Origin of the sequence: Intestinirhabdus alba, assembly GCF_009711095.1 — a bacterium.
GTDB lineage: Bacteria > Pseudomonadota > Gammaproteobacteria > Enterobacterales > Enterobacteriaceae > Intestinirhabdus > Intestinirhabdus alba.
The window spans coordinates 12059-35578 of sequence record NZ_WMJZ01000001.1; the positions used below are offsets into that span (position 1 = coordinate 12059).

22 protein-coding genes are annotated in these 23520 nt (G+C 59.7%); 4 read left to right on the top strand and 18 right to left on the bottom strand.

The window, feature by feature from the left end:
- The first annotated feature begins 129 nt into the window (after positions 1-129).
- Positions 130-1578 (top strand): tRNA uracil 4-sulfurtransferase ThiI, encoded by a 1449-nt coding sequence (gene thiI / locus GJV78_RS00095; RefSeq protein ID WP_155106399.1) that lies wholly within the window; start codon positions 130-132, stop codon positions 1576-1578.
- Positions 1579-1601: 23 nt separating this feature from the next.
- The gene (locus GJV78_RS00100) at positions 1602-2234 is read left to right on the top strand and encodes a hypothetical protein (protein WP_155106400.1); all 633 of its coding nucleotides are present in this window, start codon (positions 1602-1604) and stop codon (positions 2232-2234) included.
- 29 nt (positions 2235-2263) lie between these two features.
- Here the strand turns inward: GJV78_RS00100 and yajL are convergent, their stop codons facing one another.
- Together yajL and panE are read right to left on the bottom strand one after the other, a co-directional pair.
- The gene (gene yajL / locus GJV78_RS00105; protein WP_155106401.1) at positions 2264-2857 is read right to left on the bottom strand and encodes a protein deglycase YajL; all 594 of its coding nucleotides are present in this window, start codon (positions 2855-2857) and stop codon (positions 2264-2266) included.
- Positions 2820-3731 (bottom strand): 2-dehydropantoate 2-reductase, encoded by a 912-nt coding sequence (gene panE / locus GJV78_RS00110; protein ID WP_155106402.1) that lies wholly within the window; start codon positions 3729-3731, stop codon positions 2820-2822. The genes yajL and panE overlap by 38 nt, the downstream gene beginning before the upstream one ends.
- 180 nt (positions 3732-3911) lie before the next feature.
- On the opposite strand from panE, the gene GJV78_RS00115 reads away from it, so the two are divergent.
- Positions 3912-4403, top strand: coding sequence for a YajQ family cyclic di-GMP-binding protein (locus GJV78_RS00115; RefSeq protein ID WP_155106403.1), 492 nt, complete (start codon positions 3912-3914; stop codon positions 4401-4403).
- Positions 4404-4442: 39 nt separating this feature from the next.
- Here GJV78_RS00115 and GJV78_RS00120 read toward each other — a convergent pair whose 3' ends face one another.
- The 11 genes from GJV78_RS00120 to GJV78_RS00170 form a co-directional block, all read right to left on the bottom strand.
- Positions 4443-5807 (bottom strand): MFS transporter, encoded by a 1365-nt coding sequence (locus GJV78_RS00120; RefSeq protein ID WP_155106404.1) that lies wholly within the window; start codon positions 5805-5807, stop codon positions 4443-4445.
- A 220-nt stretch (positions 5808-6027) separates the two neighbouring features.
- On the bottom strand, positions 6028-6978 hold the full coding sequence (locus GJV78_RS00125; RefSeq protein WP_155106405.1) for a Csu type fimbrial protein: 951 nt from the start codon (positions 6976-6978) through the stop codon (positions 6028-6030).
- Positions 6969-9320 (bottom strand): fimbria/pilus outer membrane usher protein, encoded by a 2352-nt coding sequence (locus GJV78_RS00130; protein WP_167519285.1) that lies wholly within the window; start codon positions 9318-9320, stop codon positions 6969-6971. Before GJV78_RS00130 ends, GJV78_RS00125 begins: the two co-directional genes overlap by 10 nt.
- Positions 9286-9996: a fimbrial biogenesis chaperone gene (locus tag GJV78_RS00135; RefSeq protein ID WP_155106407.1), complete on the bottom strand. Its 711-nt coding sequence runs from the start codon at positions 9994-9996 to the stop codon at positions 9286-9288. The genes GJV78_RS00130 and GJV78_RS00135 overlap by 35 nt, the downstream gene beginning before the upstream one ends.
- A 19-nt stretch (positions 9997-10015) precedes the next feature.
- A complete protein-coding gene (locus GJV78_RS00140) occupies positions 10016-10597 on the bottom strand; it encodes a Csu type fimbrial protein (RefSeq protein WP_155106408.1) in 582 nt (193 codons plus the stop codon).
- Between the two features lie 222 nt (positions 10598-10819).
- Positions 10820-12184: an MFS transporter gene (locus tag GJV78_RS00145; protein ID WP_155106409.1), complete on the bottom strand. Its 1365-nt coding sequence runs from the start codon at positions 12182-12184 to the stop codon at positions 10820-10822.
- A 10-nt stretch (positions 12185-12194) separates the two neighbouring features.
- Positions 12195-13013 (bottom strand): sugar phosphate isomerase/epimerase family protein, encoded by an 819-nt coding sequence (locus GJV78_RS00150; protein ID WP_155106410.1) that lies wholly within the window; start codon positions 13011-13013, stop codon positions 12195-12197.
- A gap of 62 nt (positions 13014-13075) precedes the next feature.
- Entirely contained in the window at positions 13076-14779 is a 1704-nt protein-coding gene (locus GJV78_RS00155) for an FAD-dependent oxidoreductase (protein WP_155106411.1), read from the bottom strand.
- A 10-nt stretch (positions 14780-14789) separates the two neighbouring features.
- Positions 14790-15110: an NIPSNAP family protein gene (locus GJV78_RS00160; protein WP_155106412.1), complete on the bottom strand. Its 321-nt coding sequence runs from the start codon at positions 15108-15110 to the stop codon at positions 14790-14792.
- Positions 15100-16800, bottom strand: coding sequence for an FAD-dependent oxidoreductase (locus GJV78_RS00165; RefSeq protein WP_155106413.1), 1701 nt, complete (start codon positions 16798-16800; stop codon positions 15100-15102). The genes GJV78_RS00160 and GJV78_RS00165 overlap by 11 nt, the downstream gene beginning before the upstream one ends.
- Entirely contained in the window at positions 16797-17618 is an 822-nt protein-coding gene (locus GJV78_RS00170; protein ID WP_155106414.1) for a shikimate dehydrogenase family protein, read from the bottom strand. The genes GJV78_RS00165 and GJV78_RS00170 overlap by 4 nt, the downstream gene beginning before the upstream one ends.
- Positions 17619-17770: 152 nt before the next feature.
- Here GJV78_RS00170 and GJV78_RS00175 point away from each other — a divergent pair, with 152 nt between their 5' ends.
- Positions 17771-18529: an IclR family transcriptional regulator domain-containing protein gene (locus GJV78_RS00175; RefSeq protein WP_155106415.1), complete on the top strand. Its 759-nt coding sequence runs from the start codon at positions 17771-17773 to the stop codon at positions 18527-18529.
- A 40-nt stretch (positions 18530-18569) separates the two neighbouring features.
- Here GJV78_RS00175 and cyoE read toward each other — a convergent pair whose 3' ends face one another.
- Genes cyoE through cyoA form a run of 5 tightly spaced genes read right to left on the bottom strand, consistent with a single transcriptional unit; the run spans position 18570 to position 23364 of the window.
- Positions 18570-19460, bottom strand: coding sequence for a heme o synthase (gene cyoE / locus GJV78_RS00180; RefSeq protein ID WP_155106416.1), 891 nt, complete (start codon positions 19458-19460; stop codon positions 18570-18572).
- An 11-nt stretch (positions 19461-19471) separates the two neighbouring features.
- Positions 19472-19801 (bottom strand): cytochrome o ubiquinol oxidase subunit IV, encoded by a 330-nt coding sequence (locus GJV78_RS00185; RefSeq protein WP_155106417.1) that lies wholly within the window; start codon positions 19799-19801, stop codon positions 19472-19474.
- Positions 19801-20415 (bottom strand): cytochrome o ubiquinol oxidase subunit III, encoded by a 615-nt coding sequence (locus GJV78_RS00190; protein ID WP_155106418.1) that lies wholly within the window; start codon positions 20413-20415, stop codon positions 19801-19803. Before GJV78_RS00190 ends, GJV78_RS00185 begins: the two co-directional genes overlap by 1 nt.
- Positions 20405-22396 carry a cytochrome o ubiquinol oxidase subunit I gene (gene cyoB / locus GJV78_RS00195; protein ID WP_155106419.1) on the bottom strand — a complete coding sequence of 664 codons (1992 nt, stop codon included), beginning with the start codon at positions 22394-22396 and terminating at the stop codon, positions 20405-20407. The genes GJV78_RS00190 and cyoB overlap by 11 nt, the downstream gene beginning before the upstream one ends.
- A gap of 11 nt (positions 22397-22407) precedes the next feature.
- On the bottom strand, positions 22408-23364 hold the full coding sequence (cyoA, locus tag GJV78_RS00200) for a cytochrome o ubiquinol oxidase subunit II (protein ID WP_155106420.1): 957 nt from the start codon (positions 23362-23364) through the stop codon (positions 22408-22410).
- Positions 23365-23520 lie beyond the last annotated feature (156 nt).

Here is a 23520-nt window from a genome sequence, read left to right on the forward strand (position 1 = left end):
TAAGGCGCAATATGCCCAGGAGCCGCGCGATAATGGTATACTTGCGCGCCTGGATGCAGCCGCAGGTGTGGGCTGCTGTGTTTTCGCCCATAACAGGTTGTCAGAACCTGTCAACGAACCCTTGCCGCCATGAAGTTTATCATTAAATTGTTCCCGGAAATCACCATCAAAAGCCAATCTGTGCGTTTGCGCTTTATAAAAATGCTTACCGGAAACATTCGTAACGTTTTAAAACAGTACGATGAGGCCCTCGCCGTAGTCCGCCACTGGGACAATATTGAGGTTCGCGCCAAAGATGAAAGCCAGCGCCTGGCCATCCGTGACGCGCTGACCCGCATTCCGGGCATCCACCATATTCTCGAAGTTGACGACGTGCCCTTTACCGACATGCACGACATCTTTGAGAAAGCGCTGGCGCAATATCGGGAACAGCTGGAAGGCAAAACCTTCTGCGTGCGCGTTAAGCGTCGCGGTAAACATGAGTTTAGCTCCATTGACGTGGAACGTTACGTCGGCGGCGGCCTGAATCAGCATATTGAATCGGCGCGCGTGAAGTTGACCCATCCGGAAGTGACGGTGCATCTGGAGGTGGAAGATGACCGCCTGCTGCTGATCAAAGGGCGCTATGAAGGCCTTGGTGGCTTCCCGATTGGCACCCAGGAAGATGTGCTGTCGCTGATTTCCGGCGGCTTCGACTCCGGCGTTTCCAGCTATATGCTGATGCGTCGCGGCTGCCGGGTGCACTACTGCTTCTTTAACCTCGGGGGCGCGGCGCATGAGATCGGCGTACGCCAGGTCGCCCACTATCTGTGGAACCGCTTCGGCAGCTCCCACCGGGTGCGCTTTGTCGCCATTAACTTTGAGCCGGTGGTCGGCGAGATCCTTGAAAAAGTCGACGACGGTCAGATGGGCGTGGTGCTCAAGCGCATGATGGTGCGCGCGGCGTCGAAGGTGGCGGAGCGCTACGGCGTGCAGGCGCTGGTCACCGGCGAGGCCCTGGGCCAGGTTTCCAGCCAGACCCTGACCAACCTGCGCCTGATTGACAACGTCTCCGATACCCTGATCCTGCGTCCGCTGATTGCACACGATAAAGAGCACATTATCACTATCGCGCGGCAGATCGGCACCGAGGATTTTGCCCGCACCATGCCGGAATACTGCGGCGTGATTTCCAAAAGCCCGACCGTAAAGGCCGTCAAGGCGAAGATCGAAGCGGAAGAGGAGAACTTTGATTTCTCCATTCTTGATCGGGTGGTGGAAGAGGCGAGCAACGTCGATATTCGCGATATCGCCCGGCAGGCCGGGCAGGAGACGGTGGAAGTGGAAACCGTCAGCGGCTTTGGCCCGAATGACGTGATTCTGGATATCCGCGCCGTTGACGAGCAGGACGACAGGCCGCTGAAGGTGGAGGGGATTGATGTGGTTTCCCTGCCGTTCTATAAGCTGAGCACCCAATTTGGCGATCTCGACCAGAGCAAAACCTGGCTGCTGTGGTGCGAGCGCGGAGTGATGAGCCGTCTGCAGGCGCTCTATCTGCGCGAGCAGGGCTTTGCGAACGTGAAGGTGTATCGCCCGTAGCCTGTTAATAACAAGGAAGTTTCATGGATAATAAACAATTGACACTCCCGGAAGATGTGTCGTTTACCCTTAACATACCGGGACACTCATTATCGTTCGCCCAATATTTGTGGGGGGCGCGGCTACTCCGGCTATCTTTGCCGGAACGCCGCCGTCGTTTTGGGGGAATGCCGGTATTTCTTATTAGCGCCTTTGCTATATGGCTGATTTTTGCCTTATTGATATCAGCGATCGACGGTCACTATCAGTTCAGATTGTCGGCCTGGGCTTTAAACCATGAAGCTGGCGGCTACCTCTTCAGATTACGCAATACCGAGGTGATATCCGTATTTGTCGGATGCTATACTGCCGGCGTTTTGATAACCCGACTATTTTTTAATCGGCAACAGAGACGATGGTGCCGCAGCCTGTATGACGCAAATGAGGCTATTCGTTACGGCTATTGTCTACAGTTGACAGAGCAGGGGGCAGGCTGGACGGCGTGCGGTCGGCAGAGTTTTCGGGTTTTTGTGACGTGGGATAAGGTTAAGGCAGTAAAAAGCAAAGGGAATATTGATTATTTGGATTTAGGAACGCTTGGCTTTTTGTGGCTCCCCGCCGATATGGCCGATTATCCCCGTCCGCAGGTATTGGCGTTTATTGAGCAACATTTGTGAGGGTAACGGCGGAGATATCCGCCGTTTACTCAGGCTTCGTAGTAGTTATAAATTCCCGCCGCCATCACCAGCTGTGAGGCCACCTCGTGCGCCTTTTCGCGGCCGGCCAGCAGATCGATAAGCTTTAAGCCAAAGTCAATGGCGGTGCCCGGTGCCTGGCTGGTCAGCAGCTTCACGCGCGGATCCCAGACCACGCGCTTATCCTGCCACCGATCGGCGGGGATGCGGTCCTTCAGCCCCGGAAAGCCGGTCATGTTGCCGACGGGGAAAAGATCGTGCGGGATAAACACCGTGGCGGCCACGGCGCAGATGGCGGCGACGATCCGCCCGGAGAGGTGGAACTGCCTGACGGTTTCCACCAGCAGGGGGCTGTCGCGAAAGCACTCCGCGCCCTGCAGGCCGCCGGGCAGCACGATGGCGTCGTAGTCGCCGTCCGCCACCGCCACCAGCGGCGCGTCGGCCAGCAGCCTGACCCCGCGCGAGCAGACGATAGTGAGGTCGCCGTCGCTGGCGACGCTCGCCGTCGTCACGCGAATGCCGCCGCGAACCAGCAGATCGATAGCGGTGACCGCTTCGGTCTCTTCGCTACCAGGGGCGAGGCATACCAGTGCCGATGCGCTCATAATGATTCTCCTTTTGCTTAACCATGGCAAACAGACGGGCGTTTTCCGGTACGGCAACGCCGTGCGCGCGGGCGCGCTTCAGAAGGTAACCGGTAATGTAATCAATCTCGGTATGACGCCGGGCGCGCACGTCCTGCAGCATAGAGGAGATGTTTTCCTCCGTACTCTCAATCACCTGGCCGACATAATAGCTCAGATCCGCCGCCGAGGTATGGTGACCTTCGCGTTCGATCACCGCCGCGACCTCCTGGCAGAGGGTTAAGACCTCCTGCGGATGCCGGCGCAGTTCACCGTTCGGACAGTCCCACAGGGCGGTCAGCGGGTTGATCACGCAGTTCACCGCCAGCTTGCGCCACATCTCAGCGCTAATGTTGTTATGCCAGGCCACGTCCGGCAAAACCTGTTGCAGCCTGTCGGCCAGAAAGCTGTAGTCGCCGCTCAGCGCCCGCGCCGGGCCAATATGCGTGGTGCCGGCCGCAGCGTGGACAATGAGGTTTCCGTCGCGGCGGGCCGCGTGGGTGGTGATGCCCGCCAGCAGCGGCTGCGGAACGTCGCGCAGTTCGTCGATGGTGCCCATGCCGTTATGAATTAACAGGATTGGGGTGGTGCCGGGCAGACTGCCGGCCAGGCTTCTGACCGCGTCGGATACCTGCCAGGCCTTGAGGGTCACCAGCAGCAGGTCGCTTTGCGCCAGAAAGTCGGGGTCGTTGGCCATCAGAATGTCGTTGAAGATCGTCCCGTTGGTTTCAAGCAGGTTCACGCTGCACCAGGGCTGCGGCACGCGCAGCCAGCCCTGGGCCTGATGCCCATGCTGGCATAATGCGGCCAGCCAGAGCTGGCCCAGCGCGCCGCAGCCCAGTACGGTAATTTTCATTTATCCTCCTCGCCTGTAACGGTAGCAGGGGTGATTTACCCGGTCGGGCGCGGCGTCGACGGCGCACGCTCGTTGTCAGACCTGTAACCAGGCGTCGCTACAATAGCCTGGTATAGCGCTGTCTGTTGCGCGACTTTGCGGGTATTATGCTGTCCATTGCCAACGAAGGGAGAGGAAAAGATGCCATCTTTCGATATTGTTTCTGAAGTTGACCTTCAGGAAGCCCGCAACGCGGTCGATAACGCGAGCCGCGAAGTGGAGTCACGCTTTGATTTTCGTGGCGTTGAAGCTACGTTTGAGCTGAACGACGCCAGCAAAACCATCAAGGTATTGAGCGAGTCCGATTTCCAGGTTAATCAACTGCTGGATATCCTGCGCGCCAGGCTGCTCAAGCGCGGCATTGAGGGAAGCTCTCTGGACGTGCCGGAAACCTTCGTCCACAGCGGCAAAACCTGGTTTGTTGAGGCGAAGCTGAAGCAGGGCATTGAAAGCGCGGTGCAGAAGAAGATCGTCAAGCTGATAAAAGAGAGCAAGCTGAAGGTGCAGGCGCAAATTCAGGGGGAGGAGATCCGGGTGACCGGGAAATCCCGCGACGATCTGCAGTCCGTGATGGCGCTGGTGCGCGGCGGCGATCTCGGCCAGCCGTTTCAGTTCAAAAACTTCCGCGACTGATGCGTTACGGTCCGGCGCGCCCGGACCGTTTTCTGAACCTTACCGCCGGGCTATCGTCTGCTCGATCTCAAAGCGATTGGTGACTTTACTGTCGATTTTCACGTAGGCGGAATGCTCCCGATCCGCGATTAACACTTCGCTGACCCCTTCGGTCGCCAGCAGGCGCTGCTTCAGCGCGTCGTCCGCAGCAATATCCGGCGGGATCACCACGCGCAGGCTGCTGACGTACGGCGGCTCTTTCATCGTGCTGGCCACCGCCAGCCACGCCATCGCCAGCACCGCGCCCGCCAGAAACACGGTCTGGCCGTCGAACAGGCCGTCAATCCAGCCGCCCAGCGAGCCGCCGATGGCCACGCCCAGAAACTGGCTGGTGGAGTAAACCCCCATCGCGGTTCCCTTGTAGCCCGCCGGAGACTCTTTGCTGATCAGCGAGGGGAGCAGGGCCTCCATCAGGTTAAAGGCGAGGAAAAACAGCTGCACGCCAATAACCAGCTCCCAGAAGTGGGTTCCCGAGCCCCACAGCACGATTTCAGCGATGACGATCAGCCCAACGCAGAGCAGAAAGACGCGCTTCATTCGGCGCTTGACTTCGGCATAGATAATGAACGGCACCACGGAGCCAAAGGCGATAACCATGGTGACAAGGTAGACTTTCCAGTGCCCGGCGGCGGGGAATCCGGCGTCGGCAAGCTGGCCGGGAAGGGCCACAAAGGTGGACATCAGCAGAATGTGCAGACACATAATGCCGAAGTTAAGCTTCAGCAGCCGCGGCTCCGCCAGCACCTTGCGAAAGCTGCCTTTTACCATGCCGGATTCGCGGTTCAGCACGTGGTTCTGGCTGTCCGGCACCACCCAGATGGTCAGGATAATGCCCAGCGTGGCGAGGGCGGCAATCATCCAGAACAGGGCGTTCAGCCCCAGGGTATGGGTGATCAGCGGCCCGAGAACCATTGCAATGGCGAAGGTTACGCCAAAGCTGACGCCGATAAAGGCCATCGCCTTGGTGCGGTTTTGCTCCCGGGTCAGGTCGGAAAGCAGCGCCATAACCGCGGCGGCGATGGCTCCGGAACCCTGCAGCGCGCGGCCGAGGATCACGCCCCAGATGGAGTCAGAGAGGGCGGCAATAACGCTGCCGAGAACGAATATCGCCAGTCCGCCGACGATCAGCGGTTTACGACCGATGCGGTCAGAGAGCAGCCCGAAGGGGATCTGGAAGACAGCCTGGGTCAGACCGTAGATGCCGATGGCGAAGCCAATTAACGCCTCGCTGGCCCCCTGCAGCGCCATGCCGTAGGTGGTTAAAACCGGCAGAACCATAAACATGCCGAGCATACGCAGGGAAAAGACGGTGCCTAAACCCCAGGTGGCGCGGAGTTCACCCGGTGTCATTTTATAATCGTTCATTCCTACCTCTGTATAAATTCCGCGACTAGTGTAAAGCGAGCCGAAGGCCGGGTAAACAGAGGGATAATGAACGGCCAGGATTTCTCTGTTCAGGCGGCATTTCGCCCTGCCTCTCCCTGCGGGGCGGATCGCCGGAAGCGTGGGCTGAGCCTGATGTCAGTGGATGACTTTGCGGCCGCGTCCGGTAAAGGGCGCGGCCTGATTCGCACAGCGCCGTTCGCTAATAGCTCAGCGTAACCACCACGGTGTCGGTATAGGTGCCCGGAGTGGGCCAGCTCTGGGCGGGGATCATACCGTATACGGTCAGCGTCTGCGCATCGCCCGTTGTCGCGGTCTGGGTCTGCACCGCGTCGCTATCGTTCCACGGCGTGGTATGACCGGCATCCTGATACAGGCCGTAAGCCACGCAGTTCGCACCGTTACACACTCTGCGGCTGGTACCGTCATTATTCACGCCCGGCCCTATCGCCACGGTAAAGGTTGTATTGACCGGGCAACGGATAGCGACGCCCGCCGCCGCATCCCCGGCCAACTGGCCGCCGTTAACCGGGCTTTTACTGCCGAAATCCATCGGCGCTACGCTCAGCAAATCACAGCCGTTTTTTATCGTCGCCGTAGAGGAGATACGATCTGCCACAACGGTGCCGGCCATCGCCGGGCAGGAGGGCAGCCCATCCACCGTGTCGCTTTCGGTATATTTGATGGTGATATCCGTTCCGTAATCAAAATAGTCCCCGGCCGTCAGCCCGGTTTGTCCGGCGGGAATGATGGCGGCGAGATCAAAATCAAAGGTGTAGTTGGTCTGGGCGGGGCCGAGATAGAGGGTCTGCTGATAGTACGAACCGCTGTCGTAGCCAAGGTTGTTGCTCAGATCGCTTGCCTGATAGACAAGGTAGTTAAGGGGCGTGACGGGCGGGTTGGTATGCATCTGGGGAACGCTGACGCTGGTCAGGTTCAGGCACAGGCGGACATATTTGGGCGTCGACTCATAGTTGTTGCAGCTGTACTGCAGGCTGGCGTTGGCTCTGGCCGTCTCGCCGCCGGTAACGGTGCCAAAGCTGAAGGCTGCCGGGCTTAAGTTCCAGCATTCGGCCGCCTGCGCCCGGGGGCTAATGGCCATCAACATAAACAGCCCGCACAGCGTCAGCAGGCAGAGGCGAACTACATGCATGTGGTGTTTCTCCTGATTATCGCTTCACCGGATTTCTCCAGGTCGGGAAGGGAGATGGCGCAGCGGCCATTTTCCCAGACCACAACGGCCTGGCCGCCGGAAGGCGGGTTCTCCAGGTAGACCGCGCCGTCGTACCCGACGATGGTTGAGGCGGTCCCTGCGGTGGGCGTCTCTCCCCGGCGGTCCGTTACCGACACCCTGGCGGCAAACGGCAGCAATTGCCCCTGGGCGTCCCGCGCGGTCAGCATCACCCCTTTTACCTGCGATATCGCAAAGCGCACCCAGGCACCCGAGCCGCGCCTGGGGATCGCGGACTGCGAGGTATAGGGTGCCCGGTAATCCGCCGGAAGATTCAGCGCGTCTATATCCACACTGTTATTCTGATAGGGGAGGAGATCGGTAAGGAACAGACGCCCGTTGCCATCAGTTTTCCCCACGCTGCGATGCTCAAGCTGCACCGGAACGCCCGCAATCCCCTGGGTGTCAACCAGCAGAAAAGCATCGCCAAGCTCCCGGGTGGCGTAAAGATTGCCCATAAACAGCCCGACCGCCCCGGACATGGCCGCATAATAATCTTTCTCACCGCGGTAGCCGTTGAACCCCAGCTCCATATCGCTCCAGGTGTTTCGGCGCAGGAGGCTGGCATGAAGGCTGTCGTTATCGCCGCTGCGGGCCGAGGCGTTCCATCCCCATCCCGGACGATTGGACTCCAGGGTATGGTTCAGGCCAATCTGCTCGCTGCTACCGGCGGCGTCATGATTATGCTGCAGGGTTAAATAGTCACGATTGCTGAATAGTGGAATAGTGAGATTGACGTAAAATGTTTTATCCCGATCCGCCTCCAGCGACCGGGTAAAGCTGCTCGAAACGATAGCGTGTCGTCCAAAGGATTTAGACCAGGACAAGCCAACGTATTGCCGGTCCTGGGCGGGATATTGCTGGTTAATCCAGCTGGTACCCAGCGTGCCGATAGTCGGTAGCGACCAGCTGATAAATGCGCTGTCCTGCCGGGTGGCCAGGAGGTTGTCCGCAACGGCGGAGATATCACGATAGCCGGCCTCCCGCTGGGTATGAGTGAGCGCAATATTGAGGAAACGGTTGTTCCATTGCCAGCCGACTCCCCACTGTTTGCCGGAATCATGGCGATAGCGCCCCAGGGCCACATCGCCATGTATCAGCCCCAGCGCCGGCGACAGCAGATAGTTTGCTCCGAGGCCCACATTATTGAGGTTCTCTCCCTGCTCGGTATGGCTCTCAAGCGTTAAGCGGTTGCTGGCACCGTAACGCCAGTCGCCGACGCCGATAAAATCAGAATCGTAGCTGAAGGAGCGATAGCCGTAATCCTCTCGGATCCAGCCGGCATTCAGCGCCCAGGTCGTTAAACCCGCGGTAAGCAGACGGTTTGTGCCGTACAGCGCCAGATCCACCACGCGCTGCTGGCCGTTCATATCGGTAATCACCACCTGAGCGCTGCCGGCACCGGATAAAATCGGTGCGGTATTCAGGGTGAACTGCCCCGGTTCCACCTGCTGTGAAGCGGTTTTTATGCCCTGAATATAGAGATCTACCGTCGAGGGAAGCGTGACGGTATCGGTTAAAATATCGCGGGTGGAGGTATTTATTGCCGGCTGAAGCGAATAGTTATGCGCCAGGCTTATCCCACCGAAACGCACGCTGTTGCTCCAGGACTGGCTGGCGGTATAGCTGTCGCCGACGGTCAGGGTGAGCAGCCTGTCGATATTTTCCCAGTTCCAGTAGGTCATCAGCCGCGTTGTGCCGGTGTTCTCGCCGGGGTAGCCGTCGTCAGAAAAACGGCTATTGAACGAGCTGGAAAAATGGCCCGGCCCGATGCCGAAGGTGCGAAGTTCGGTGTAGGCGGTTAAATAGGAGTCATGGTCGCTATGGCTGCTAAAAAGATTGTAGTTTAACGCAACCCCGCTGACCTCCGGTGAGAGCTGATCTTCGCGGATCAGGCGGGCGTTCTGCGGGGCGATACGCTGCGGATCGCCCGCAAGCCGGGCGCGATCGGCGGTAATCAGCAGCGCCTGATTCAGACTGTCATAGCGGTAATTAAAGCCCTTTTTCTTTCTTAGCTCCACATAATCGCCGGAAACGGGCAGATCGTCCGCCCGCAGATGCAGTCGACGAAAATCGGACAGCAGCATACTGATGCTGTCGCCGTGCTTGTTCACCTTTACCAGCTCACTAAGCCGGGAGCCGTTGACGCTGACGGTGAGATAAAGCTGACCATCGTCATCGGCGGCTCCCCAGCCGCTGGCGGAAAAGCAGAGCGCACAGAAAAAAACGCTAAGGCGTAAGGGGAATGATCTTATTGATTTCATTGTCATTGACCGTCACGGATAAGGACGTCCCTGTCCGTATACCTGAAGGTAACGGCCAGGCCATTTCACTGCCGGGCAGCGCATAGCCCATCAGGCCCCGGTTAATGACCACGTTTTTCCCGGCCGTCAGCAGCGAAACATTGCTCAGCTTTATGGGCTGCGCTCCGTTATTTCTGACGATAAGGCGCGTAGTCGGGCCACGGGTTTCCAGCGATGCGCGAATGGCTGAGATATCGACCCTGGCTGCGCGACAGGTAAAAAAGACCGGAACGGAGTAGCGCAGCAGAAAATTGACCTGGCTGGTGGTAACCTTACGCTGCTCTCCCGGCAGCTCGTCGACGATCAGCCGGAAACTCTGCCCGGCCCCGGTCGCGCCCGCCGGAGCGATGATCCTGACCAGCTGCTGCCTGCCCGGCGGAATTGACGCCACCGGCGGGCTGATAATAAGTTCGCGGGCAGGGGTCAAAATATCTTTTCGATCTTTTTGTTGCCAGAGGTACAGGCGCATTTGCGTGCCGATAGGCTCCGTGCCGGTATTCTTTATATAAACCGGCCGTGCGGTTTCACCATGACAAAAATTTACCGTCACCGGGTACATTTGCAGGCTGGCGGCAAATGCCGGAAAGGTTAAATAGCCAATAAAAAAAATAACCACACGAATAAAGCGAGATTTCATAAGCAAACCAGAAATAAACTTAATAAGTCAGTTGCAAAGTAACGGTGTCGGTATAGGTTCCGGCACCGATGCCCGTCATCGACGCATCCGCAATCCTGCCGTAAATAGGCACCGGCTGAGCGCTGCCTGTGCCAATAGTGGAGGAGGCGGCAACGCCGGTATCATCAGGCAGCTGTTGGGCCAGCGGTAGCGTTCCGGCCGCATCCAGATAGAGAGTGTAAGGCACGGTATTGCTGCCCGCCGTACCGGAAGGGTTGGTCAGCGTATAGGTATGGCTATTGTCGGAGGTTAAGATGTAGGGCGTGCCGGCGGTGCAGGTAACGGTGGCGTTGGTTTGTGACGCAACCCCGGTGTCGCCGATGGTGTGAGTACCGAAGTTTAGCGGGTCGACGGATAGCAGGCATGACGGTTCCACCGTAAGGGTCACATCCATATTCGCGGTAGCCGTTGTCGCCGCCCTGGCTTCTGTATTGGCCAACAGTACAAAAGTGCACAAAACAAAGGCGATTTTGTTTGTCCGAATCATATAAACCTCGATGGTATCGTAAAAAAATTCAGGCAGCAGGTTAAGATAGTCAAATAAAGTATTTCGGGCCGTCATAGCCTTGCTTTTAACAGGGTTAAAGGCCTCTCTGTAAATATATTTTTTATAAGCGTAGCACGTAAATAAATAGTGTGTGGCGGGCCGATTAATCTGTTACCGGGGCGGTTTCCAGGGGAGCCGTTTTTAACGCCCAGAGATAAAGGCGCGCCTCCTCTGATTTCGCGGCAGGGGCGAACGCGCCGTTAATGTTTAAAAAAGGGCCGCAGAGCGCGGCCCGCGCTATAGCGGGTGACTGATGGCGTCAGGCGCACGCGGCGTTTGCGTGGCTACCGTTGGGGCAAACAGCCCTTTGGCGGCCACGCCGATAACGGTTAAGGCCGCCGGGATGCCGAGGATGAGAAAGACCGCTTCAAAGCTTAAGTTCATCGCCATCATTTCCGCGCCGGCGAAGGCGCTGAGAATGGCACCCAGCCGACCAATGCCGTGCATCCAGCTGGAGCCGGTGGCCCTGGCCTGGGTGGGGTAGAAGCGGGCGGAAAGCGCGTTCATGCCGGTATTGGCACCGTTCAGGCAGGCCCCGCCAATCAGCGCCAGCAGGCAGAGCAGGGTAAAACTGGCGGAGACATAGCCTATGGCCATCGTCACTATCCCGCCCACCGCATAGATGACCCCAAGCGCGCGGTGAGGATTGATGCGGTCCATCAGCCAGCCGGCAAAAAGCGAGCCAATGGTTCCGCCACCCTGATAAATCGCCGTCATCAGCGCGGCCTGGCTGACGGTTAATCCCACCTCTTTTACGAGGGTGGGCATCCAGCTGCCGAGGATATAGACCAGAAAAAGTCCCATAAAATAGACCAGCCACAGCATCATGGAGCCAAAGCGATACGGGCGTGAAAGTACGATGCGCACCGCGCTCTGCCGGACGGGGTGGGCGGGCAGAATAAATTCAACGTCCTGTGCTATCTGCCCCGGATAGAGCCGCTGGAGGATTTTTTGAATCTGCGCGGCGGGGGCGCGTTTGCTCACCAGAAAGCGGGCCGACTCCGGCAGCAGGGCGATCAGCAGCGGGGCGAATACCACCGGCAGCACCCCGCCCAGCCCCATCAGCGCGTGCCAGCCGAAGCGGGGAATTAACCATGAGGCGGCAAAACCGCCCACCGCCGCGCCGAAGGTAAAGCCGCAGAAAATCGCGGTAATAATAAAGGAGCGCTGGCGTTCCGGAGCGTACTCGGAGACCAGGGTACTCATATTCGGCATCGCCGCGCCCAGCCCCAGCCCGGTCATGAAGCGAAAGAAAATCATCTGCTCAATATTCTGTGAAAACGCGGTGGCGATGGTCCAGAAACCAAAGAAAAAGACGCTGTTAATGATGATTTTTTTACGCCCCAGCCAGTCAGCAAGGGGGCCGGAGAAAATGGCACCGAGCGCCAGCCCAATCAGCGCGGCGCTAATGACAAAGCCCAGCTCATGGTTGCTGACCCCCCACTCCTGCTTCAGCGTCGGGGCGATAAAGCCCATGATGGCGATATCGAAACCATCCAGGGCGATTACGATAAAGCCTAACAGAATCACCCGCTTCTGATAGCGGCTCAGGGGATTGCCGTTGATTAACTCTCTGACATCCAGACGGTGTATTTGCTTCATTATCCGCTCCCTATGCCGTTGGCTGCAGGTAGCGCCGGGCGGCATTAAAGAGCAGCCGGGCGCGTTCGCTGGCGGGAAGCGCCCCCTGAGCGCCGCTGAGCGGCACCTCCACGGAGACGGGCAGCCCGGCGGGCAGCGCCGCCATCAGCGCGTGCAGGTTGAGGCCGCCTTCGCCGGGCACGTTGCGCGCCTCGCGCGCCTGGCGGATCAGCTCCTGCTCGCTGGTCGGCGCAGCCGCCGGCGCATCGCACAGCTGCATATAGTTAAGACAGCTTTCCGGCAGCTGCGACAGCGTGGCGAGGGACTCCCCCGCGCGCCAGAAATGCATCGCGTCGATCAGAATGCCAACCTCCGGCTGGCCGCTGGCGGCGATCAGCCTGCGGGCGTCGGCGAGGGTGCGCACGGCGGTCCACGGCATAGGCTCCAGGTTCATCGTCAGGCCAAAGGCTTTGCCGGCCTGGCCGAGCTGCGCCAGATTATCGGCGCTGCGCGAAGCGTTGTCGTCATTTCCCGCCACCAGCACCTGGCGGGCACCGAGGCGGGCAGCGGTTTCCAGAAAGGTTTGCAGGGTGTCGTTAAGCGCAAAGTCGGGGGTCAGGCGTACAATCTCGACGTCGGTCACGTCAATACCGGTATCCCGCAGGGCGGCCAGGGTTTCACGTACCGCCGGCGTGTCGCCCAGCATGTGGTAGTCGGGGTCCTGCGGCGTGGCGGGAAGCAGTCGGATCCCCACCCCGGTAAAACCGGTTGAGGCGGCAATTCGCACCTGCTCTGCCGGAGAGACATCCAGCAGAGTTAGTGCGGCGAGGGACAGGGTTCGCATGTTCATCAATGTCTCCAGTACAGTTGCAGGTGAGCTGTTGTCAGGGTTGCGCCGTCCCTGGTGGGGGGTTAGTCCTCTGTGTGGGTTATCTTTTCGGCCAGCTGCTTACCCACCAGATAGCCAAAGGTCATCGCCGGGCCAAGGGTAATTCCGCCGCTGGGGTAATAGCCGCGCATGACGCTCGACATGTCGTTGCCGATGGCGTAAAGGCCGCTAACGGGGCGACGCTCTGCGTTGAGCACCCTGGCATATTCGTCGGTGATCAGGCCGCTGAAGGAGCCAAGGGAGCCGGGAAGAATGCGCACCGCGTAAAAGGGGGGATGCTCCAGCTTGCCGAGCGTGGGATGCAGAGGGTTGTCCGCGTCGCCCTGAGCAAGGTTATAGGCGGAGGTGCCGCGCTGAAATTCTTCGTCAATTCCCTTTTCCGCCCCGGCGTTAAAGCGGGCGACGGTCGCGATGAGCTGCCCGGCGTTGATGCCGCACTTTTCCGCCAGCGCCGTCAGCGAGCCGGCGGACTGCAGGTATCCCGTGCGCAGCCACGGCGTAACCGGGAAGGGGAACGGGCGGGCGTGCCCCAGGCCGTAGCGGCGCAGCGTCCGGCTGTCGGCCAGCAGCCAGGCCCGGGGCGTCTGGCCTGCCGGCGTGGCGTCCAGCAGCGCGGCGATAAAATCATGATATGAATCCGCTTCATTAACGAAGCGCCTGCCGTCGGGCAGCACGGCGATAAACCCCGGCCTGGCCCGTTCGATAAGGTGTGGAAACAGCAGCTGCAGCCCGCTGTTTAGCGTTACCCTGGAGACCGGTGCCCAGGCCATCGGATGCCTGAGCGTGGTGTCAAAGACGCCCCCGGCGGCTTCTCCAAGGCGAATGCCGTCTCCCTGATTGCCCGGCGGGGCGGCTGAAAAATGCCCGTAGCCGGCGGCGGCGTGGGGCACGTGCTGCGCCAGCCGCTGACGGTCGTGCGGAAAGCCGCCGCAGGCGAGTACCACGGCGCGGGCGTTAACCTGAAACTCGCCCTCATCGCTGCGTAGCCGCGCGCCGGTGACGCCCTCCGGCGAGGTGCACAGCGTTTCTACCGGGGCGTTAAGCCTGAACTGTACGCCGAGGTCAAGGGCGGAGCGCAGCAGGCGGCCTACCAGGGCGTTGCCGTTGACCAGATGCTGCCCGCGGCCGAAGCGCAGACGCTGCCAGCCGTGACGCAGCAGGCGGCGGGTGGCATAGAAGGCCGAGCGCGGAGAGCGCGTGGCGTTAAAAAAGTGTGCCATGTCCGCCCCGCCGGCGATGCCCATTCCCGCAAGGCTGATGGTCTCTAACGGCGGGCGCAGCCGGTGCAGCCAGTCGCCTAACAGCCTGCCGTCAAAGGGCTGCGCGGTAATGGAGCGGCCGCCCTTCGCGGAGCCGGGCGCGTTATGAAAGTCGGGCATCCGGCTGCCGGACAGGAACTGCACGGCGGTATGCTGGCGGAAGAAGTCAACCATCTCCGGGCCGTAGCGTAGAAAGGCGTGCAGCCGCGCGTCGGCGGGCTGCCCGTCCATCTCATGGGTAAGGTAGGTTAACGGCGCGTCGGGGGCCTCTTCGATCCCCTCTTCGCGGGCCAGCGGGTTGCGGGGGATCCACAGCCAGCCGCCGGACCAGGCGCTGGTGCCGCCGAGCACGGACTCTTTTTCAGCCACCAGCACCCTGGCACCAAAGTGGGCGGCGGTGACCGCGGCGGAAAGTCCCGCCGCGCCCGAGCCGATAACCAGTATGTCAACGTTAACCTGCCCGCGCATGGCTGCCTCCTTATTGCAGGGGTGAAAAATCGACAGGGCGCATTAAGACCGACTCAAGGCGCTCCACCGCCGCCAGCTCGCGGTTCTTGCGCGAGAAGGTGAGCCAGCGTTCGTCCTGGGCCATCCGGGCGCGGCGCACCAGCCGGTCGTCGAGGCTCTCATAGGCCCAGATATGTACCACCTGGTTGACCACGCCGATCTCGGTAAAGAAAAAGCCGATCAGCTTGCCCAGGTGCTCGGTCTGCACGGCCAGGGCGTCGCTTTTGTACAGCGCCAGCCAGTCGGCCATCCTGAGCGGGTTGATGGTGTAGGTGCGTTTTTCATAAATCATGTTGTTCTCCTGTTATCGGTGAAAGCGGGTGCGCCATATGAGAGGCGGCGAGATAGCCAAAGGTGAGCGCCGGGCCGAGGGTGATGCCAGGGCCGGGATAGGTGCCCGCCATAATGGAGTTCATGTCGTTCCCTACGGCGTACAGGCCCGCTATCGGCTCGCCGTTCTGGCCGATGGCCTGCGCGTTGGGGGTGGTGAGCAGCCCTCTGGCGGTGCCCAGATCGCCGGTGTATAAGGTGACGGCGTAAAACGGAGCGCGAACCAGCGGCGCGTTGCAGGGGTTGGGGCGGTGGCCGGGATCGCCCATCGCCCGGTTGTAGCTGTTGCCGCCCCTGGCGAACTCGTCGTCCCTGCCGTCGGCGGCGTCGCGGTTGTAGCGGGCCACGCTCTCTTCCAGCGCCCGGGGATCGAGGCCGAGCCGCTCGGCAAGGGCGCTCAGCGAATCCGCCCGCTGCAGATAGCCAGCCTTTATCAGCGCGTCATTATTGACGGGAGCCGGGCGCGCCAGCCCGAGGCCGTAGCGCTTCATCGCCAGCGCGTCGCAGATCAGAAAACAGGGGGCGTTCTCGCTTTCGCTCTGCATGGCGCTGGCGAAGTGATGGTACGAGTTGGATTCATTAACAAACCGCCGCGCCTGCTGGTTGACGGCAATGATTCCCGGCTTCGCGCGGTCGGTGACCAGGTGTGGGAAGCGCTCCTCCGTTCCGTCGGCGTGACGCAGAACGGAGACGGGTGCCCAGAAGAAGTTGGAGTCGAGATCTGCGCCTTCTCTGGCACCGACGGCACCGCCGAGGCGAAGCGCCGCGCCGTCGTTGGTCGGCGGCGACAGGGTAAAGTGCTGGCGCGTATGGGGGCGATAGCGGGCCGCCAGCTCCCCGGCGGCAAATCCGCCGGCGGCCAGCACCACGCCGCGGCGGGCCAGCAGGGGCTGCCGCTGCCCCTCCTGCTCAACCACCACGCCGGTGACCCGGCCTGCCTCTTCGATGAGCGACAGAACGTTAACGTTAAGCTTCAGCTCCATGCCCTTACGCAGACTCAGCTCCGCCATGCGGGCGATCAGCGCATTGCCCATTGCCAGCCGGGTGCCGCGCGGATAGCGGAGCCGATCCCGGCCGTAACGCAGCAGCAGCCGGAGGCAGTGTGAAAAGGAGCGCAGGGAGCGGCGCATATCCAGAAAGTGCTGAATATCCACGCGGTTGACCATCATGCCGCCGAACAGCAACATGCCGGGAGGCGGCGAACGCAGGTCGCGAAAGCGCGCCCCCAGCGCCCGGCCGTCGTATTCAACCACCTCCAGCGCCCGGCCAACGTCGACCGCGCCCGGCTGCTGAGGGTAGTAATCCGGCGACAGGGGGCGCAGGCTGTACTTGACGGCACCCTCTTTCTCCAGGAAGGCCAGCGCTTCCCGGCCGGATTCAACGAAGGCGTCCACCAGCTCCGGGCGGTAGTTTTCCGGCCCGATAATGGTTTTCAGATAGCACCTGATGGCCTCCGCGGAGCCGCTTTTTTCCGCCGCCCGTGCCTGATCGCTGTCGTGAATCCACACCGCGCCGCCGGAGATAGCGGAGGTGCCGCCAAAGTGCGGTGCCTTTTCCAGCATCAGTACCGACAGCCCCTTACAGCAGGCGGTGGCCGCCGCGGCGAAGCCCGCCGCGCCGCTGCCGATGACGATGGTGTCCCAGCTTTTCATGCGGCCGCCTCTTCCCCGGCCGGGATGGCACCGATGAACTCACCCATCAGCGTCATCTGCGCCAGCGCCATTTCCGGGCCGGTCTGGATCGTGCAGCCGCGCTGGCGGGCAAACTGGAGCAGCGGGGTTTCGATTGGTGCCGTTACGACGTCCGCAACGTGGGTGTCGGCGGTCAGGGTGGTCAGCAGATCTTCCGGCAGCGGCAGGGCGTCAAAGCCCGCCATTCCCGCCGGAGAGCCGTTGACCAGCAGGTCGATGCCGGCAAGCGTCGCTGGCAGGGAGGAGAGATGCACCTGCGGAAAGTGGCTGGCCAGCCGGCTATGGAGCAACCGCTGCGTCGTCGGGTTCTGGTCGTGAATGGCGAGATGCGTGACGCCCGCCTCGCACAGTCCCCAGGCAATGGCGCTGCCGACGCCGCCGCAGCCGGAGAGCAGGGCTTTTTTACCGTCGGCACGGAAGCCGTGCGCCTCGGCGGCCAGCCGGAAGCCGACGCCGTCCAGCATATCGCCCTGCAGGCGTCCGTCCGGCAGTTTGCGCACCACGTTAACGGCGTTGAGGTGCAGGGCGCGCGGCGTCAGCTCATCCAGCAGGGCGGCAACCCGCTGTTTATGCGGCACGGTCACCAGGATGCCGCTCATATTCTGCCAGCCGCGCAGGGCGTTCAGATAGTCGGCCACCGCCTCCGGGGCGATGTCGACCGGGATCATCACGCTGTCCATCCGCCGGTCGGCAAAGTAGCGGTTGAAGTTTTCCGGGGATTTTACCTGGCTGACAGGGTGGCCGATCACGGCCACGACCTGGGTGAATCCACTGATCATGTTGAACCTCATTTGTTAATGCGATGTTGTGGAAGTATTTCAATGGAAGCTGAGAGCGACAACGCAGAATTCGGCCATACCGGTTGTTAATCGCACCAGCGCTGCGATAATCGCGCTAATATGTCTATTTTGTTGCAAAAGTGTGAACAAGAATGCAAAACCCAATTCACCCACGCGATTTGATCGTCGGCCTGCAGAAGGGGCTGGCGCTGATTCAGCTGTTTTCTAAGGCACACCCACGCCTCAGCGTGCCGCAGGCGGCGAAGCTCAGCGGGCTGACCCAGAGCGCCACCCGACGCTTTTTCCTTACCCTGGTGCACGACGGCTATCTGCATACCGACGGGCGCGCCTACTGGCTGACGGCAAAGACGCTGCGCCTGGGCCAGGCCTATGTCGATTCGGCACAGTTTCCCCGGATGGTGCGGCCGATTGTCGAGTACATCGCCAGCCGCAGCGGGGAGCACGCCTCGGTTGGCGTTATTGATGATGATGAGCTGGTCTATATCGCCCGCAGCAGGCACACGCCCTTTAACTCCACCTCGGTTCGCCTTGGGGAGAGGGTGCCGATCTACTGCACGGCGGGGGGCAGGCTGTGGCTGGCCTCCCTTGAGGAGGCGGAGTGCGAGGCGGTGCTAACGCGCATTCAGCGCGAGCGGCGCACGCCCTACACCGTTACCGACGTGGCGCAGCTGATGGCGAAGATGGAGGAGGTGCGCCGGCTTGGCTATGCCACCGTGGAGCAGGAGTTTGAAATCGGTATGCTGGTGGTGGCGGTGCCGCTGGCCGACAGGGAAGGGCAGTACTGGGGGGCGTTAAGCCTGACGAGCCATCTGTCGCGTACTTCGATGGAGAACCTGTGTCGCGACCATCTGGATTTACTCTACAGCGCCCAGGCGATGCTGAGCGCATAAAAAACCCCGCGTGGCGCGGGGTTGCTTCGCGGATACGCCTTTACCAGACGTAGGCCAGCAGGCTGTGGGCGTTGGGCACCATAAAGTCGACGGACATCATCACGCTCAGCGCGGTGATGGCGACGATGGAAAAGCCGAACAGCTTGCGCGCCCAGATTTTATCATCTTCCACCTTATAGCCGCGCAGCGCCATGCCCAGCCACCAGACGCTCACCGCCGCGGCGACCGCCAGGTATTTATATCCGGCGTAGCCGCCCAGCGAAAGCATCAGCGTTGCCACGGCAAAGGCGATGATATACAGCGTGATGTGGTTTTTAGCCACCGAAATGCCCTTCACCACCGGCAGCACCGGAATATTGGCGGCCTGATAATCCTTAAAGCGGAAGATGGCGATGGCGTAAGAGTGCGGCATCTGCCAGAGGCTGAAAATCGCCAGCAGGATAGCCGCGCCGCTGTCAAAAACGCCCGTCACCGCGCAGTAGCCAATCACCGGCGGTGCCGCCCCGGAGAGCGAGCCGATCAGCGTGCCGTAAACCGAGTGGCGCTTCATATAGAGACTATAGACACCAACGTAGACCACAAAGCCCATCACCCCCAGCCAGCAGGCCAGGGGGTTAGCGCCGAACCACAGCAGCATAAAGCCAGCAATACCCAGCAGGGTGGCGTATACCAGCGAGACCGCAGGAGAAATCAGGCCCTTAACCAGCACCCGGTTCTTGGTCCTTTCCATCTTCCTGTCGATATCCCTGTCGATGTAGTTGTTAAATACACAACCTGACGCCACAACCAGTGACACCCCGACCAGCGTAGAGAGAAACAGCGGATAATCGATGCTGCCTTTGGAGGCCAGCAGAAAACCGCCAATCACCGAGATCAGGTTGCCAAAGATGATGCCTGGTTTTGTTACTTGCAGGTATTGCTTAAACATCATAGCCGCCGCTCTTAGTGCATCATCATGTTGTAGTTGAGGTTCCACATAATCCAGATGGAGCCTACAACCAGGATGGCGATGATCAGCACGGTGAAGATAAAGGCCGTCAGGTTCCAGCCCTCGTCAGATTTGGTGTTCATGTGCAGGAAGCACACCAGATGCACCAGGATCTGCACCACTGCCATTGCCAGAATAGTTCCCAGAATAACGCCCGGCGAAGCAGCGCCCGTCATGACCATCCAGAACGGGATCACCGTCAGGACGATCGACAGGATAAAGCCTGTCATATAGGTTTTTACGCTGCCGTGGGACGCCCCGCTGCGATTGCCAGAATGACTCATTACATCGCCCCCATCAGATAAACCACGGTAAATACGCAGATCCACACCACGTCGAGGAAGTGCCAGAACAGGCTCAGACACATGATGCGGGTGCGGTTGGTGCTGGTCAGGCCGCGGCGGGCGATCTGCACCATCAGCACCGCCATCCAGATAAGCCCGGAGGTGACGTGCAGGCCGTGGGTGCCGACCAGCGCGAAGAACGCCGACAGGAAGCCGCTGCGATCCGGCCCCATCCCCTCAACGATCAGGTGGTGGAACTCATAAATTTCCATCCCGATGAAGCCCGCGCCGAACAGCCAGGTCAGCCCCAGCCAGGAGACGACCCGGCTCTTGTTGCCTCTGTGCATGGCGATAGCCGCCATGCCGTAGGTGATGGAGCTGAACAGCAGCAGGAAGGTTTCAACCAGCACGAACGGCAGCTCAAAAATGTCCTTACCCGTCGGGCCGCCCGCGGTGCCGTTCACCAGAACGGCATAGGTGGCAAACAGAATAGAGAACAGAATGCAGTCGCTCATCAGGTAGATCCAGAATCCGAAGATTTTGTTCTCACCTGCGTCGTGGTGCCCGCTTTCGTGCGCGTGGGCGGTCGCGTGCGTCAGAGTATCAGTTGCCATTTTTCAGCCCTGCCTTAGTAATCTCATCGAAATGCTGGTTTTCCAGTTTTTCGACGTCGCTAACCGGCACGTAGTAATCCACGTCTTCATCAAAGCTTTTCACAATCCAGCTGATGATGATGCCTGCGAAACTGGCGATCGCCAGCCACCAGATATGCCAGATCATAGCGAAGCCGAACAGGGTGGAGAAGGCGGCGATAACGATGCCCGCTCCGCTGTTTTTCGGCATATGAATCTCTTCATAGCGCGCCGGCTGGCGGTATGCTTCGCCTTTCTCTTTCATTTCCCAGAACGCATCGCGCTCATGAACGTGGGGCACCACGGCGAAGTTGTAGAACGGCGGCGGGGAAGAGGTCGCCCACTCCAGGGTGCGGCCACCCCAGGGATCGCCGGTCAGGTCGCGGTTCTTTTCGCGGTCGCGGATGGATACCACGATCTGAATCAGCAGGCACAGAATGCCCAGCGCAATCAGCGCCACGCCGCAGGCGGCGACCATCAGCAGCGGATGGAACTGCGGATCGATCTGCTGGCTTAAGCGACGGGTCATCCCCATAAAGCCCAGCCCATAGAGCGGCATAAAGGCCACAAAGAAGCCGATGATCCAGAACCAGAAGGCGCGCTTGCCCCAGGTTTCGTTCAGGGTGAAGCCGAACGCTTTCGGCCACCAGTAGGTCATCCCGGCAAAGCAGCCGAAGACCACGCCGCCGATAATCACGTTATGGAAGTGCGCAATCAGGAACAGGCTGTTGTGCAGCACGAAGTCCGCCCCCGGCACCGCCAGCAGCACACCGGTCATACCGCCCACCGAGAAGGTAACGATAAAGCCGATAGTCCACAGCATGGCCGAGTGAAAGACGATGCGGCCCTGGTACATGGTGAACAGCCAGTTGAAGATCTTCACCCCGGTCGGGATGGCGATAATCATGGTGGTAATACCGAAGAAGGCGTTAACGTTAGCGCCTGCGCCCATGGTGAAGAAGTGGTGCAGCCAGACGATAAACGACAGCACGGTAATACAGATGGTCGCCCAGACCAGCGAGGTGTAGCCAAACAGGCGTTTACGCGAGAAGGTGGCGGCGATTTCTGAAAATACCCCGAATACCGGCAGCACCAGAATGTACACTTCCGGATGGCCCCACGCCCAGATCAGGTTGATGTACATCATCATGTTGCCGCCCATATCGTTGGTAAAGAAATGGGTGCCCAGATAGCGATCCAGGGTCAGCAGCGCGACGGTGACCGTCAGAATCGGGAAGGAGGCGATAATCAGTACGTTGGCGCACAGCGCGGTCCAGGTAAAGACCGGCATTTTAAACATCGTCATGCCCGGGGCGCGCATCTTCAGAATGGTGACGAAGAAGTTGATGCCGGTGAGGGTGGTTCCTATCCCCGAGAGCTGTAGACTCCAGATCCAGTAGTCGACCCCGACGCTGGGACTGTACTCTATTCCCGAAAGCGGCGGGTAGGCCAGCCAGCCGGTCTGGGCGAATTCACCCACGCCGAGGGAGAGGTTAACCAGGATCACGCCGACCACGGTGAACCAGAAGCTCAGGTTGTTGAGGAACGGGAAGGCGACGTCGCGTGCGCCGATCTGCAGCGGAACCACCAGGTTCATCAGACCGATAACGAACGGCATCGCCACGAAAAAGATCATGATGACGCCGTGCGCCGTAAACACCTGATCGTAGTGATGCGGTGGCAGGAAGCCCGCCTCGCCCGCTGAGGCCAGCGCCTGCTGACCGCGCATCATAATGGCGTCGGCGAAGCCGCGCAGTAGCATCACGATTGCAACAATCACATACATGATGCCAAGACGCTTGTGGTCAACCGAGGTCAGCCACTCTTTCCATAGCCAGCTCCACTTGCCGAACCAGGTGATTAAGGCGAGGACCGCCAGACCACCCACAATAATCCCTGCGATCGTGACCATGATAATGGGTTCATGGTACGGGACTGCATCCAGTGTTAATTTTCCGAACATCGTTTTCTTCCTCAGCCCCTTGAATTAGCGGATTCCGCGTGGCTCATGTCCATGTCTTCCATTCCCTTATGGGAGGCGTGCTCGCCTTCGGGCTGGGTCATGTCCATGCTCTTGCCGTGGCCCATAAATTTGTTGATAACGTCTTTAAACAAATCGGGCTTCACGTTGGAGAAATATTCCACTTGGTTGTACTCGCTTGGCGCAGCCACTTTTTCGAACATAGTCATGTCGCTCATGGCGTTCGGCGACCGTTTCGCTTTCGCGACCCACGCTTCAAATTCAGCGCGATCCGCGGTGGCGACTGCCTTGAACTTCATGCCGGAGAATCCGGGGCCGCTGTAGCTTGCGGAGATACCGTCATAGGTGCCGGGTTCATTGGCAATCAGGTGCAGACGGGTCTGCATTCCGGCCATGGCGTAAATCTGGCTGCCCAGACGCGGGATAAAGAAGGAGTTCATCACGGAGTTAGAGGTGACTTTGAATTCAACCGGCGTGTTCGCCGGGAAGGCGATCTCGTTGATGGTTGCAATCCCCTGTTCCGGATAGATGAAGAACCATTTCCAGTCGAGGGAGACCACTTCAATAACGAGCGGCTTCTCATCATGGGCCAGCGCCTTGCTGGGCTCCAGCGCGTGCGTGGTTTTCCAGGTCAGTACGGCAAGGAAAATGATGATCAGAATTGGCACCGTCCAGACCACAGCTTCCACCTTGTTGGAGTGTGACCAGTTCGGGCTGTACTTCGCATCTTTATTGCTTGCCCGATACTTCCAGGCAAAGCCAATGGCCATCAAGATGGCGGGAATAACGACAATCAACATCAGGCCAAAGGCCGTCAGTATCAGCGAACGTTGCTCCAGTCCAATCTGTCCTTTGGGATCTAACAGTGCAGAATTACAGCCGCTGAGTAGCGTTGCGGATGCAATTAAGGACAACCATCCCAAACTTTTATTGTATTTCCTGAGTCTCATTTAACGACCTCAATTCCACGGGATTTGGTGGCGTTTAAAGTGTGTGGGCATTTTACGGGAAGGTTACATTACTGTAAACATCATTGGATCTGTGTTGCCGGATTATGCCGCACGTATCACATATGTTGCAATTTATCCAGGGTTAACTTTAAGAAC

What these genes read in the sequence shown, in the direction of transcription:
- thiI (WP_155106399.1), top strand. Translation starts at nt 130, where the DNA reads ATGAAGTTTATCATTAAATTGTTCCCGGAAATCACCATCAAAAGCCAA.
- GJV78_RS00100 (WP_155106400.1), top strand. Translation starts at nt 1,602, where the DNA reads ATGGATAATAAACAATTGACACTCCCGGAAGATGTGTCGTTTACCCTT.
- yajL (WP_155106401.1), bottom strand. Translation starts at nt 2,857, where the DNA reads ATGAGCGCATCGGCACTGGTATGCCTCGCCCCTGGTAGCGAAGAGACC.
- panE (WP_155106402.1), bottom strand. Translation starts at nt 3,731, where the DNA reads ATGAAAATTACCGTACTGGGCTGCGGCGCGCTGGGCCAGCTCTGGCTG.
- GJV78_RS00115 (WP_155106403.1), top strand. Translation starts at nt 3,912, where the DNA reads ATGCCATCTTTCGATATTGTTTCTGAAGTTGACCTTCAGGAAGCCCGC.
- GJV78_RS00120 (WP_155106404.1), bottom strand. Translation starts at nt 5,807, where the DNA reads ATGAACGATTATAAAATGACACCGGGTGAACTCCGCGCCACCTGGGGT.
- GJV78_RS00125 (WP_155106405.1), bottom strand. Translation starts at nt 6,978, where the DNA reads ATGCATGTAGTTCGCCTCTGCCTGCTGACGCTGTGCGGGCTGTTTATG.
- GJV78_RS00130 (WP_167519285.1), bottom strand. Translation starts at nt 9,320, where the DNA reads ATGAAATCAATAAGATCATTCCCCTTACGCCTTAGCGTTTTTTTCTGT.
- GJV78_RS00135 (WP_155106407.1), bottom strand. Translation starts at nt 9,996, where the DNA reads ATGAAATCTCGCTTTATTCGTGTGGTTATTTTTTTTATTGGCTATTTA.
- GJV78_RS00140 (WP_155106408.1), bottom strand. Translation starts at nt 10,597, where the DNA reads ATGACGGCCCGAAATACTTTATTTGACTATCTTAACCTGCTGCCTGAA.
- GJV78_RS00145 (WP_155106409.1), bottom strand. Translation starts at nt 12,184, where the DNA reads ATGAAGCAAATACACCGTCTGGATGTCAGAGAGTTAATCAACGGCAAT.
- GJV78_RS00150 (WP_155106410.1), bottom strand. Translation starts at nt 13,013, where the DNA reads ATGAACATGCGAACCCTGTCCCTCGCCGCACTAACTCTGCTGGATGTC.
- GJV78_RS00155 (WP_155106411.1), bottom strand. Translation starts at nt 14,779, where the DNA reads ATGCGCGGGCAGGTTAACGTTGACATACTGGTTATCGGCTCGGGCGCG.
- GJV78_RS00160 (WP_155106412.1), bottom strand. Translation starts at nt 15,110, where the DNA reads ATGATTTATGAAAAACGCACCTACACCATCAACCCGCTCAGGATGGCC.
- GJV78_RS00165 (WP_155106413.1), bottom strand. Translation starts at nt 16,800, where the DNA reads ATGAAAAGCTGGGACACCATCGTCATCGGCAGCGGCGCGGCGGGCTTC.
- GJV78_RS00170 (WP_155106414.1), bottom strand. Translation starts at nt 17,618, where the DNA reads ATGATCAGTGGATTCACCCAGGTCGTGGCCGTGATCGGCCACCCTGTC.
- GJV78_RS00175 (WP_155106415.1), top strand. Translation starts at nt 17,771, where the DNA reads ATGCAAAACCCAATTCACCCACGCGATTTGATCGTCGGCCTGCAGAAG.
- cyoE (WP_155106416.1), bottom strand. Translation starts at nt 19,460, where the DNA reads ATGATGTTTAAGCAATACCTGCAAGTAACAAAACCAGGCATCATCTTT.
- GJV78_RS00185 (WP_155106417.1), bottom strand. Translation starts at nt 19,801, where the DNA reads ATGAGTCATTCTGGCAATCGCAGCGGGGCGTCCCACGGCAGCGTAAAA.
- GJV78_RS00190 (WP_155106418.1), bottom strand. Translation starts at nt 20,415, where the DNA reads ATGGCAACTGATACTCTGACGCACGCGACCGCCCACGCGCACGAAAGC.
- cyoB (WP_155106419.1), bottom strand. Translation starts at nt 22,396, where the DNA reads ATGTTCGGAAAATTAACACTGGATGCAGTCCCGTACCATGAACCCATT.
- cyoA (WP_155106420.1), bottom strand. Translation starts at nt 23,364, where the DNA reads ATGAGACTCAGGAAATACAATAAAAGTTTGGGATGGTTGTCCTTAATT.